We start from the raw sequence: 11733 nt of genomic DNA, 5'->3' as shown, positions 1-11733 counted from the left end.
GAGGAGCGTGTGGGGCTGCACGCATGCCAAGTAGCGCTCTAGCATGGGATTTCCAGCCCCTCAGATCTTCGCCGGATCTCGCGCCGGGGGCCGATGACCCGTGAGGAGAAACCCATTTCCGACGCCATCGACACCCGGTCCCCCAGCGTGGCGCGCATGTACGACTGGCTGCTGGACGGGGTGGACAACTACGCGGCCGACCGAAAGGCGTGCGAGGACCTCCTGGAGATCGCCCCGAGCTCGAAAGTCCTCGCCCGCAACAACCGGGCCTTCCTCCGCAGAGTCGTCCGGGTCCTGGCCCAGGAGTACGGAATCCGTCAGTTCCTCGACCACGGCTCCGGTCTGCCCACGCAGGACAACGTCCACCAAGTGGCGCAAAGAGTGGACCGCTCCTGCCGGATCGTCTACCTGGACACCGACCCGATCGTGCTGGCCCATGGGCGTAGCCGCCTGGACCAGAATGATCGCGTCGCGGTGTTACGGGCAGACATGCGGGAGACGGAAGCGATCTTCGGCACCCCGGAGGTCAGGCGGCTTATCCGTAAAAACGAGTGCACCGCCGCACTGTTCGTGTCCGTGGTTCACTGCCTCAAGGACGAGGACGTGCTGCCGATGCTTGCCGCCGTCAAAGCGCGGCTGGAGCCGGGCAGCTTCTTCGTCATCTGCCAACTCGTCAGCGACCGCGCCGATATCCGCAACCGGGTGACCGACTTGATGGACCGGGCCACAGGCGGCAAGTGGGGGCGCGTCCGGACAGCTGACGAGGTCCGCGCCTACTTCGACGCACTGGGCCTGGACATCATCGACCCCGGCTTGTGTGATGTCACGGACTGGCGGCCGGACAGTGAGCTCATGCCCCGCCCCAAGGCCGACGACTGGGTCGAGTGGGGCGGGGTGGGCCGCGTGCCCATCCGCTGACGCCGGCCAAGAACACCAAGCCGTACGGGAGTTGCACTACTCCCCAGCCACAGCCTGTTAACGCGCCGCCGGAAGGCGGGCCTCCACTTCCTTGATCATTTTTTCGAGGAAGGCAACGCTTTCTCTGCGCCCCAGCGCCGCTTCAAGTGTCTTGTCCAGGACCAGCCGGTATTGGGCGAGTTTGGCCGTCTCTGTGATGTAGTTCGCGGAATCCAGCAGTTCCAGGTACACCATCTCCGGCGGGCCGCCGTTTTTGAAGGTCAGGTGGGTGATCGGGAAGCTGGGAGCGGTGCTGAGCCCCCGGTCGAACGGTATGACCCGGATGTTGACATTCGGCATGTCCTCGCCGGCAGCCACACTGAGGTGCCGGAGCTGGCCCAGCATGGCCTCTGGGCCTCCGACCATCCTGCGCAGGACCCCTTCGTCGAGAACGGCGGTGATCTCGGTGTCCTGGGCGTTGCTGTACAGCTCCCATCGCTCTTTGCGGACCTGCAAGTGCCGGCTAACGGTGACCTCGTCGGCCTCCGGTATCGCGGCCTCGATCACAGCCCTGGCGTATTCCCGGGTCTGCAGCAGGCCAGGGACCACGCAGTTCTCGTACGCCCGGATGTGGACTGCGGATTTCTCCAGTTCGATCAGGCGCCGCAGGAAGTCCGGAGTGACGTCCGAGAACTGGCTGCCGCGTGTCTCCTGCCGTACCTGCCGCAACAGGTCGTGGATGTCCTCCAGCTCGCCGCCGGATGCACCGTAGAGACGGGCGAGGTCCCACACGTCCTGCTCCTTGGGAGGACTCTCCCCTCGCTCCAGTCTGCTGATCTTGGAAACGGACCCGCGGATGGCGTGTTTGGCCTGCGCCATCGTCAGCCCCCTGCGGGTCCGCAGCTCTCTCAGGAAGTTGCCCAGGTTGCGCGACGCGGCACCACGGCACACGTCGGCCACCTGCGCCGGAACGGACTGCGACGCCAGCCCATAACGATCGGCGGACATGCGGCACTCCTCGAGACTGGTCCACTGGCGCACCAGTATCCCAGCGTGGAGTCCGTACGTCCGCCGAATCGCCTTCAGCCCGAAGCCCTGGCCGTCAGCCGGCGAAGTGGTCGAACTCCCCCGACTTGGCTCCGGCCACAAATGCCTTGATCTCCTCCTGAGTGAAGACCAGGGCGGGGCCGTGAGGGAAGCGGGAGTTGCGCACCGCCACACCGACGCCGGTCACGTCGGCTACCTCAACACAGTTTCCCACGCCCTGACTTGCCGAGCTTTTGACCCACCTCGCCTCCTTGATCGCGCTCGCACGGATTCCATTGCGTACGTCCATGACAGAACCCACTTCCGTCAACGAGACCGGCCCGAACCTCACCTGTTCGAGCAGAGCAATTCCCGAGTCACCCCTGCCGCTTTTTGCATATGCAAGAAGGGGGGTGACTCACATGAGAACAGGCTAGAGGCGGGGCAGGGTTCTCGCAGTCCCTCGAAAGAGTGCCCGAACCGAACGATTGTCACGCCGCAGTGATCACAAGAGAGGGTGGATACCGGCCCCAGGAAGCGCAGCAGCGAAGAGCATCCCAGCCTTACCGCCGTCTTACGCAGCGGTGCTGCGGCTTGTGGTCTTGCCCGGGAGCGAGGGTGCTGCCGGCGAGGATGAGGCGGTGCCGGCCGTCAGGTTCTCCGGGCGCCCTGCATCCGGCGCACAGCGGGTCAACGGGGGCGCCAGGTGCGCACTTCGAGGTGGAGGATCTGAGCATCCACTCTGATGCGGCCGGTTTCTACGAGCCACTGGTGGACGGCGGCGGTGACGTCTCCGCCGGCGGCATCGACCCGGCGGGCGAAGTCGGTGGCAGCGAAGCCGCCGGTTTGGGCGGAGCCGTAGGAGCGTTCTTCGGTGTGATCAGCGCGCTGGATGACGCCTCGGCGGATGCCGGGCGAGTCGGTGCGGCTGCCGGAAGGGTGCAGGTAGGCGGTCTTGGCGAGGCGCACGGTGAATGCCAGGCGCAGGCCTTGTCGGGCGGCTTCGGCGATCAGGGGGCGCAGGCGGGCGGAGCCGGAGGCGATGGCCTGCGCGCCGGCGCGGCCGGTGCCGGTGCCGGCGGGAGTGATCAGGACGGCTTTGGTACGTACCCGGGCGCGGGTACCGGAGGCTGTGGTGCGGCGGGTGATGTGACGGCCGGCGATGGCCGCCAGTTCGGGCAGGTCGGTGATACCGCCGGTTTCGACCGCTGCGAGGACTTGGCGGAGGGCCGGTACGAAGGCTGCGCCTTTGCCCTTGGTGTAGAACTGCGAGACCAGGGACGGGTCGCGGTCGATGATCCGTGCGATGTCCCTTTTGGTGAAGCCAGCCGTCCGCAGCCGGTCGGTAAGTTGTGCGGCCTCGTTCGGCTGCCGCTGCTGTGGGCTGCGGCCTCGGCGTGAGCGGGGTGGCATTAGGCCTCCTGGGCGGCGCTGTGGGCGAGTTCGGCGCGTCCGGCGTCCCGTAGGGAAAGGAGTTCTTCCTCGGTGGTGGGGGCGGGCGCGGGGCCGGTGAGGTGGCCGCGCAGGAGGTAGTCGCCGGGCTGGTGGTGGTAGGGCCAGTTCTGGGGCTGGGTGAGGTAGAGGGCGTCGGTGCGGAAGGCGACGACGGTGCCGGGCGGGGTATGCAGGGCGCCGGCGTAGGTGTTGTCGTCACGGTGGCGCTGGGTGAGCAGGGCGGCGCGGGCCGCGGACCAGATGGCGGCGGCCCATTCGGGGTGGGCGTTGGGATCGCGGCTGAACCCCGTGGGTTTGTGCCAGGTGATCCACTCATCGTCGAAGGAGATGATTTCGGCGTCCGGGGGCACGTCGCGTTCCATGCTGCGAGGGGTGGTTCCGGTAACCATGCGGGGGCGCTGGGCGAAGGCGCCGATGCCGTAGAGCAGGATGGAGCGTACGGCGCGGGAGGCGAGGTGGGCGGCCCTTGCTTGCTGGGGGTCGCCGTGGAACTGGGCCTGGGCGGAGAGGTTGGTCCAGGTCTCTTTGAGTTTTCTGGCCCAGTCGTCCAGCGGTTTGCCGTCTTCCCACAGGATGCCGTCGAGGATTTCGATCTTCCACGGCTGGATGGGGTTGGTCAGGGCGGTGTGGATCTCGGGGCCGCCGGCCCAGGTGGTGAAGGTGGTGCCGGGGCTTGCCGGGTAGTGCCAGGCGCGGTCGCCGGGGGCGGGGGCGGGCAGCAGGCCGACGTGGTTCCAGGTGTCGGGGACGGTCACGCGGACCTGCCAGTGCCCGCACCCGTACAGGGCGCGGATTTGCTCCTTCTCCGGCCAGGAGGCGAAGGCCGCGGCGGTGATGCGGCGGGGAGTGCCGACCGGGGACTTCCAGGTGTGCTTGGCGTAGGCGAAGGTCCGGTCGTACTCGACGAGCCGGGGCAGCTGGTCGGCGACGCGGGGCGGGGTGATGAGTTCGTTGCGGCCCTGGCCGGCGGTGGCGTGCAGCAGACCGCGCAGTTCCTCGGACAGAACGGGGAAGCCGTCGGCGTACTGTCCGCGGGTGGGGATGGTGCGGGTCCACAGGTCGCGGCCGGTCTGCGAGGGGGAGCCCATGATCACGGCGTCGTTCCAGTGGCGGCGCAGGGCCTGCCACAGCAGGACGAAGGCGTCGCGGATAGTGGCGGGATCATCGCTGTCGGTGTCGAACCACTCCCCCACCGAGCGGATCTCGACATGCTGGTCACTGTTGTCGCGCTGGTAGCGGCCGACGGGGTTACGGGCGTGGACGAAGTGCCCGGCCATGCGGTCGCGGCCGCGGCCGGTATCGGTACGCCAGCCCGGAATCGGTGCATTCAGCCAGGCGGCGACGGCATCACGGAGGTAGGGGTAGCGGTCGGCGTCACGGTGCCAGGGGTCGCCGGCGGTGATGTAGATCCGCTCCACGCCCTCGGGGACGGTGTGGAAGACCGCGGTGAGGATGTCGGCGGCCGTGGCGTTGCCAAGGTCGAGATGGTGGGTCTGCTGGCGGTGGACCAGGATGCCGGTGGTGGCGTCGAGGAAGACAGTGGAGCGGGCCTGCTGTGTGAAGTTCGGGCGGGTGGAGGCCAGGCCAGCGGTGTGCGCGAACCAGGCGTCACCGGCTTCGCCCTCGGGGATGCCGGGCAGGGTGCGCGGCGCGGCAGGCGTCGCCGGGGTGGCAGCCGGAGGCGCGGAGGGCTCGGGGTGGGAGTGGGCAGGGCGGATGGCGGGCGCCGTCGCACCGGGCTGGCCGGCCGGTTGCGGTCCGGTGTCCACGGGGGCCGGGGCCTGGTCCTCGGGCTGGGCAGCAGGCTCGTCGTCTTGGGCGAGGTGATCGGGGGCCAGCGTGGGCGCCACGGCGACGACATCGGCCACGCTCAGCCCGGCGGCCGGGGCGATCCGTTCCGCCTTGGCCTTGGCATAGGTGGCCAGGTGGGCGATCCGCTTGTCCCGGTCGGCCTCCAGCCTCGCCAGTTCCGCCCGGACCCTCTTGACCTGGTCCCGCACGGTGCGCAGCGCGGCGAGGCCGGCGTTGTAGCTCTGGGCGTCCATCGGTTGCTTCCTTGTCCGGCTGGCAGTTCAGCCTGTGCTGGTCGTGGGGACATAGGCGATCGCTCCGCCGGAGTGGGAGGCGAGCCGTGTGCCCAGCAGGAGTTCGGCGAGGTGGCGGTCGTCACTGGTGTCGGCAGTGAGGGTGACCTGGGGGGCGGCCAGGTCGGTCACATAGCCGGCCAGCCGCGCGTCGGGAAAGGCGTGCCGGCCCTCAGCATTCTTCTCCCACCGCTCCAGACCCGTCAGCACGGCTACGACGTAGCCGGACAGAGTCACTGGCAGCACTCCCCCGGCAGCGACACTGGCAGCATCGCACCGCCACCAACCACGCAACGCCTTCAGAAGGTCATCCGCGGTGAGAAAGGCGGCGAAGCCGATCCAGTCGCGGTCCGGATCGTCGACTTGCTGCGCCACATCGACCCGCAGGACGGCGATCTCCTCCGCCGCGAGTTCCTCCAGCGGCGCGCTCGAACGGGTGCTGAGCGCCTGCACCACATCGAGCGGAACCATCACCCGCACACCGCGGCGCGACAAGCCGGGCAGCAGTCGGGCCTCCACAAGGCGGCGGAACGTGGTGATCGCGCAGCCGATCTCTGCAGCCGCTTGGCCCGTCGTTAGCAGCACCACCCCTCCAATCGCATGCCCTACTCGATATCTGATTCGGCATGCAATCTACGATGGAAGTGAAAGAGCGTCAAACCCCATCCCGACCTCGCCACGATGCCGATCCGGCCCTCCGGGGGATGCCAGGCACTCACGCCGTCGGTTGGCGGCGGTTCTGATGGCCCGGCAGCCAAAGGTGGCCAAGGGCGTGAAGCGTGACGGCCGAGCGCGTGAACACTGAGAGCATCGCTGCACGGCGGGCGCGCCAGGGGGGGAGAAAGAGCCGACGGAAAGGACGACGCCCTCGTTGGCCGCGCCACCCGACCTCCTCACTCCGAGCTCACATGTCGCCACTGGACGGCGTCCCGGGCCGGCCATCGCCAGACACCTGGGAATCGCTGAGCCCGCCACGCAGGTTCACGCATCGCAAGCCCGGCACGCTGACACGTCCGGCACTCTGCTTACGCATGCTCCGGGAGTGAACCGCGGCTTCGAAGCCACCCACGGCTGCGGCTGACTGTGCTCGTACTCGCTGCTCGCGCAACGGGCCTGTATTGTGCAGCCGATCACCGTTCTGCACACGAACCCGGACAGCCCGAAGTTCCGCCACCAGGTCGAAGCCGGCCAGCGCGAGAAGCAGGCAGCCTTGGTCGTCGCCGACATCCCTCTCATGCAAGTACTCAGAGCCACCCGCAACGGCCTACCGACAGGATTCGCACACGTTGTCGTCGTTGTACTCGTATGGAACATCGGATGGACGGAGGTGAGCAGTTCGGCAAGCGGTGCACAGGTCTCCTCCGCAGGTGCGGCATCCTACGTAGCGGCCGCCCGCATACTCGTAACGCCGTTTCTCGAAATTCGGGCTCTTACATGCTACTTGGATATTCTCCTTGACTTCTGGGTAGATTCTAGAAAGAGCATAAGTTTCTTTTAGTTTCATCTGACTCAGGTTCCGACCTTCGGGGAAGGTTCGCAGCCAGTCTCCTTGCAGGTGAAGTTCGTCAGTTCCGCACACGCGCACGAGAGTCAGACCTTCGGTGTGTGCCTTGTATGCCTTGGACCACAGGTTGGCAAAGGCTTGCGAGCGGATGATGTGCATCCAGTCCGGGCGACGCAGTTCCCTGTTCTGCTTCGACTCCCCCAGCGTGGAAACGAACTTTGCGTACAGATCTTTGACGTACTCGAGCATGACCTTGTCGTCCTCGTCGAGGGCGCGCGCTCGGGCGTCGCGCAGTGTGGTACGGAATTTTTCGAGCAGGTTTTCGGTAGCACCGGACGTATAGGACTCATGGATGACAGGTGGATCGCATAGTGCGTGTCCGGGTCCTGACAGGCGTAGCAGGAGTCGCAGGGTGGGCTCGGTGACCCATACAGGGCCGGGTTCCTGCCGTGGGCCCATGGGGTTGGGCAGGTAGGCGTCGTGTTCCCAGGTCGGGGGTGTGATGAGGTGGACGCCGGCGCGGCGCCGGTCGTGGTGTTGGGGGTTGCTGGGTTCGAGACGGCCGAGTGGTAAGTGGGTCTTGAGAGCCGACAGGAAGGCACCGTTGATGTCGAGCACTGCGACCGGGCCGGTGTGTTCCGGCGCCTGGGGACGTTGCCAATTGAGACGTGCTTCCCAGATGAGGTCGGGTTCCCGGGGGCCTGTTTTGCGGAGCATCCCTGGCAGTGCAGGGTGGTGGACAATGTCGTATCGGCCGCCTACGCGGCAGGCGTTGAGCAGGGCCATGGCGTCGGGGATCGCACGGGCGGTGAGTGCTGCGGTTGCTTTGTGTGGGTCACCATCGTGAGCGACCAGCGCTGCGGTGACGCTCTGGCTGATCAGATCCTGGGTGGTGCTTGATCGTTGTGGTGCACTGCTGCGGGGTTTGGGGATGCGGTTGTCCGGTTTCGCCTCGTACCGGGCAGGGCGCGGGGGTGCGGGAGTGGGGGCAGCAGCCTCGGCGCATTCTGCGGCAGTGAGGTGCTGCGGGTAGCCGGCTACTTGTTGGGTGGCCGGCTTGCCGCACAGGACGCAGGGAGCACACTGGGGGAGGGTTTCGACCGTGGCGTCGGTTGTCTCGGTGGACGCGGTGATGCGGGGCGCTGCAATGGCTTTGGCGCGGTAGGCGTGCACGATGTGAGCTTGGGCAAGGAAGTAGGCGTAGGTGGCGCGCAGGTGCTCTTCTGGCTCGGCGAGCCCTTCTTCCCAGGCGTCGAGTGTGGCGGTGTTGATGCCGATGGCCTGAGCAACTCGTGCCCGTGCGATTCCAAGGCTGCTGCGCAGGCGGGTGCGCTCGGCGGGCGGAGGGAGCGGGGTATGTTCGGCCAGTAGGGCATCGATGGTTGTGTAGCTGCTCATCACATATTCTTTCTGCGTGTGCTGGGACGCTTCAGGGTGGGGGCTGCGACAAGGCGGCAGGTCTCGGTGGCGTCGGCGATGTCGTGCTGGTCCCAGGTCGACAGCCGGAAGGGCTTGTTGGCGCCAGTGAGATGGGCGGGAAGTTCAGAACGGGTGTAGTCCTCAAGTTCGGTGTGGGCGCGGGCCGCCTCGAGAAGGAGGAGGGCCCAGCCGGGGAGATCGGCTGGAAGGTCGGCGCGCGGGCGCAGCGGTGTCGGAGTGGTGAGATGGGGCAGTTGGTCGGTGTCGTAGCCGGTCAGGGCGCGGATGGCGACAGCTGCGGCGTGTACGGGGTGGGCGATGCGGGTGTGGATGCGCTGAGCTATGGGCTCGTGGTGCGGGCTGGGGGTGGACGGGTTGGTGAGTGCTGGCAAAGCGATGGCGGGCGCCACCTTGTGGGTGGAGGGGTGCCGGACCGGAGTGCCATGGGAACTGGAGGTGGCGGTGTCGGGTCTCCGGGCGGGGTGCCGGGGGCGCGGGGGAAGCGCATACCAGGGTTCGTTGTCGGGGGCAGGGAAGGGGGCGCGGTGCCACCAGGGGTAGGTGGCGGAGGTGTTCGTGAGGCTTTCTGATCCTGTGTTCAGGTGCTGGCGAGCAGCTTCGAGTGTGGTGATCGAATGGTGGGGGACGGCGTTGAGGATGCTGGTTAGGACAGCCGGTGGTGGTCCGCTGACGACGAGGGTGAGGCGGGCGCGGGTGCGTTCACGCAGGGCCATGAGGTGCTCGAGGTGGCGGCCGGTGATGCGGTGTGCGCGGCAGATGACGTAGTGGTTGATGTGGAGGGCTTGCGTCCATGCGGCCGTGACACGCCAGGAGGATTCGGCATTGGTGGTCCACCAGGGCGGGTCGATGCCTGGAGGTGGCAGGTGTTTACCCAAGGCCCGGATGAGGTCGTGGGCGAGGTAGGCGGGTGCGGTGGCCAGAGGTGTGGGGTGGACCGCGATGCGTCCGGCTTCGGGCTGGTGGGAGGCGAGTGCGGTGGTGGTGTAGGAGGGCTGGTCGTGGAGGTCGGTGATCACGGTGATGGGCGGCAGGCTGGGGTCGGTGTGGTTCGGGGACCATGTGGGGGTCCACTTACCGACGGTGTCGGCCGTTGCAGCGGCTGTGGGCGACGAGGTCATGTGGCGAGGGCGAGAGGGGGGTGCAGGCGGCGCAGGAGGGTGGCTGGGTCAGGTGGCTGAGCGGGGTTGCGGCGCCGGTGGCCCTGAAGCTGGTGGGTCAGAGCGGCCCAGCGGCGAAAGTTACCGTGTGCCCACATGTCGTCCAGGCGGACGAGGGTGTGGCTGTCGGTGTTCTGCCACAGCGAGTGGAAGGCGGGCAGGACGGTGCGTACTTCGTCGGCCTCGAGCGGTTCCATGTGGTGCCAGGTGGTGACCCTGCTGAGTAGGGCGGTCTGTGAGCGTAGGGCTTTCAAGCGGGGCCTGCTGGCGAGGAGCAGGATAGTGACTTGCGGGAGGGGATCGTCGTGGAGGTAGCGCAGGTATTCGATGCAGGAGGTGGAAAGTTGGTGGGCTTCGTCAATGGCGAGGAGGCGGGGCGGCTTTGCCAGCGCGTGGCGTAGGTAGTCGTCGCAGATGCCGGCGTCTTGGGGTGGGTGGCCGGGCAGGTTCAGGGCACGGTGCAGGCTGTGGCGCAGGTCGTCGGGGCGTGCTTGGGGGCGCGGGAGCAGCCGTAGCGCGTGCAGGGCGGGACGCTGCTCGCACAGGAGGTGCAGGGTGAAGGTTTTGCCGACGCCGGGGTCCGCGGTCAGGCACATCATGGTCTGCTCGCGGAGCGCGTTGTCGAGGGCGTGGCCGGCGGCCCGCACGGCCTGGGTGGTGACGGTGCGGGCGTCGGGCAGACTGAGGTAGTGAGGCGCGGAGTTCGCGTTGTCGGTGGAGGTCACCCGGCGTCCTGCTGGGGGCGGCGGGAGCGGCGGCGGGGCAGGGCACGGCGGATGGCCCAGCGGGCGATGGATTCGTCGACCTGTTCCAGGCCGCGGCGCTTCATGCCTTCGAGGACGTGGTAGGTGATCTTGGACCAGACGCGGAAGGTGCCGCCGGCGCCTTCTTCGTAGACGTAGTCGATGAGTTCGGGTGAGGCGCTGGCCCAGACGGGGTGGAAGAGGGGGATGTTGCGCTGGACCTCATCGGCTTCCATGGGGGCGAATTCCTGCCAGATGTAGATGCGGGAGGCGAGGGCCGGTTCGCTGTAGAGGGTTTTGTAGGCCTCTTCGCCACCGACGAAGAGGACGGCGGGGCGGTTCTTGCCCTTGCCGGTGTCCCACAGGTGGCGGACGAACTCGAAGCATTCGCGGCTGAACTGCTGGGCCTCGTCGCAGACCAGAACGTAGGGTTTGCGGGCCAGGGTCCGCTTGAGCAGGCGGTCGAACTCGCTGGGGTGGGAGGGCGGTTTGCCTTCGAGGCGGAGTTCGGTGAACAGTTCCTGGCGGATGTCGCGGGGGGTGGGGCGGGAGCGGAACTGCAGGAGCAGGACGCGTTCGGCGGAGACTTCTTTCAGAGCGGCCAGGACCGAGAAGGTTTTGCCGAGGCCGGCGTCGCCGTAGATGCAGGACATGGCCCGGGCTTCGATGGTGTCGGCGATGTTCTCGCTGGCTTCGAGGAGGGCTTCGGTGGCGACGATGCGGGCGCCGGCAAGGTTGAGGTAGAAGTCGGGTTCGCCGACGACCTCGTCCTGGTCGGTGCGGGGCGCCGTCTGGGTGGTGTCGGTCACGTCGGATTCCTTCGAGCTCGTCTGGGCGGTGTGGGTGTTGTCGGAGTGAGGGTGGGGCGGCTGAGCGTGGGCGGTGCCAAGGGGCTGTCCGGTGTCAGGGTCGTAGACGTCGAGGGTGTCGGGGTTGCGGGGGCGGACGCAGACGGTGCGCTGGGCGTGAGTGGTCATCCAGGCGGCTGTGTAGGAGCGGCCTCGCCAGCGCACCTCTTGGCCGCGGATAATGCGGGTGGTCCGGCCAGGGAACGGGTCGGGGGTGGTGAGCGCGGTGGTCACGTGTCTTCCTGGGAGGGGGTGGATATGCCGGGGACGGCCCAGCGGCCGGGTGGGGTGATTCGGCGGGGCATGTAGTCGGTGGGCAGATCGTCGTCGGCGCGGCTGGAGCGCCAGGTGCGCAGTTCTTTGGCGGCCTCTTTGCGGGTCATCGTGGTGTCTGCCTGGGCCGGTCCGGCACTGGTGTGTGCTTTGAAGCGCCGACGGCGCAGGGTCTCGGCGCGGCGCAGGTCGCGGCGCACGCGGCGGGCACGTTCGGCGCGGGCCTGGTAGACCTGCTCGATCTGCTCGTCGGTGGCCTGATCGGCCAGGTAGGCGGTGCCCAGATGCCGACGGTTGTCGGCGTCG

General features: G+C 67.6%; 10 protein-coding genes and 1 pseudogene. 1 reads left to right on the top strand and 10 read right to left on the bottom strand.

Translation table 11 applies throughout. From position 1 onward, the window contains the following. Positions 1–93 precede the first annotated feature (93 nt). Positions 94–918 (top strand): SAM-dependent methyltransferase, encoded by an 825-nt coding sequence (locus ABD350_RS37555; RefSeq protein WP_344353910.1) that lies wholly within the window; start codon positions 94–96, stop codon positions 916–918. A 57-nt stretch (positions 919–975) separates the two neighbouring features. Here ABD350_RS37555 and ABD350_RS37550 read toward each other — a convergent pair whose 3' ends face one another. The 10 genes and pseudogenes from ABD350_RS37550 to ABD350_RS37505 form a co-directional block, all read right to left on the bottom strand. Beyond that, the gene (locus ABD350_RS37550; protein WP_344353908.1) at positions 976–1905 is read right to left on the bottom strand and encodes a helix-turn-helix domain-containing protein; all 930 of its coding nucleotides are present in this window, start codon (positions 1903–1905) and stop codon (positions 976–978) included. Positions 1906–1999: 94 nt separating this feature from the next. Further along, positions 2000–2233, bottom strand: coding sequence for a DUF397 domain-containing protein (locus ABD350_RS37545; protein ID WP_344353906.1), 234 nt, complete (start codon positions 2231–2233; stop codon positions 2000–2002). 380 nt (positions 2234–2613) lie between these two features. Continuing rightward, complete coding sequence (locus ABD350_RS37540; RefSeq protein WP_344353905.1) at positions 2614–3336, bottom strand: helix-turn-helix domain containing protein; 723 nt, start codon at positions 3334–3336, stop codon at positions 2614–2616. Further along, positions 3336–5423 (bottom strand): alpha-amylase family protein, encoded by a 2088-nt coding sequence (locus ABD350_RS37535; RefSeq protein ID WP_344353903.1) that lies wholly within the window; start codon positions 5421–5423, stop codon positions 3336–3338. Before ABD350_RS37535 ends, ABD350_RS37540 begins: the two co-directional genes overlap by 1 nt. A gap of 27 nt (positions 5424–5450) precedes the next feature. Continuing rightward, entirely contained in the window at positions 5451–6050 is a 600-nt protein-coding gene (locus ABD350_RS37530; RefSeq protein WP_344353900.1) for a DNA-binding protein, read from the bottom strand. A 676-nt stretch (positions 6051–6726) separates the two neighbouring features. Then, on the bottom strand, positions 6727–8364 hold the full coding sequence (locus ABD350_RS37525) for a transcriptional regulator (RefSeq protein ID WP_344353898.1): 1638 nt from the start codon (positions 8362–8364) through the stop codon (positions 6727–6729). Beyond that, positions 8364–9422: a hypothetical protein gene (locus ABD350_RS37520; RefSeq protein WP_344353896.1), complete on the bottom strand. Its 1059-nt coding sequence runs from the start codon at positions 9420–9422 to the stop codon at positions 8364–8366. Before ABD350_RS37520 ends, ABD350_RS37525 begins: the two co-directional genes overlap by 1 nt. A gap of 98 nt (positions 9423–9520) precedes the next feature. Then, complete coding sequence (locus ABD350_RS37515) at positions 9521–10288, bottom strand: AAA family ATPase (protein ID WP_344353894.1); 768 nt, start codon at positions 10286–10288, stop codon at positions 9521–9523. Beyond that, positions 10285–11283: an AAA family ATPase gene (locus ABD350_RS37510; protein WP_344353892.1), complete on the bottom strand. Its 999-nt coding sequence runs from the start codon at positions 11281–11283 to the stop codon at positions 10285–10287. Before ABD350_RS37510 ends, ABD350_RS37515 begins: the two co-directional genes overlap by 4 nt. A gap of 101 nt (positions 11284–11384) precedes the next feature. Continuing rightward, positions 11385–11733: pseudogene (locus tag ABD350_RS37505) on the bottom strand (hypothetical protein); the annotation flags it as partial.

The organism is Streptomyces nogalater (genome assembly GCF_039532885.1).
Classification (GTDB): Bacteria; Actinomycetota; Actinomycetes; order Streptomycetales; family Streptomycetaceae; genus Streptomyces; species Streptomyces nogalater.
This window is presented reverse-complemented; position numbering and strand designations above follow the sequence as displayed.

Coding starts and splice junctions, on each gene's coding strand:
- ABD350_RS37550 (WP_344353908.1), bottom strand. CDS start 1,905: ATGTCCGCCGATCGTTATGGGCTGGCGTCGCAGTCCGTTCCGGCGCAG.
- ABD350_RS37545 (WP_344353906.1), bottom strand. CDS start 2,233: ATGGACGTACGCAATGGAATCCGTGCGAGCGCGATCAAGGAGGCGAGG.
- ABD350_RS37555 (WP_344353910.1), top strand. CDS start 94: ATGACCCGTGAGGAGAAACCCATTTCCGACGCCATCGACACCCGGTCC.
- ABD350_RS37535 (WP_344353903.1), bottom strand. CDS start 5,423: ATGGACGCCCAGAGCTACAACGCCGGCCTCGCCGCGCTGCGCACCGTG.
- ABD350_RS37525 (WP_344353898.1), bottom strand. CDS start 8,364: ATGAGCAGCTACACAACCATCGATGCCCTACTGGCCGAACATACCCCG.
- ABD350_RS37510 (WP_344353892.1), bottom strand. CDS start 11,283: ATGACCACTCACGCCCAGCGCACCGTCTGCGTCCGCCCCCGCAACCCC.
- ABD350_RS37540 (WP_344353905.1), bottom strand. CDS start 3,336: ATGCCACCCCGCTCACGCCGAGGCCGCAGCCCACAGCAGCGGCAGCCG.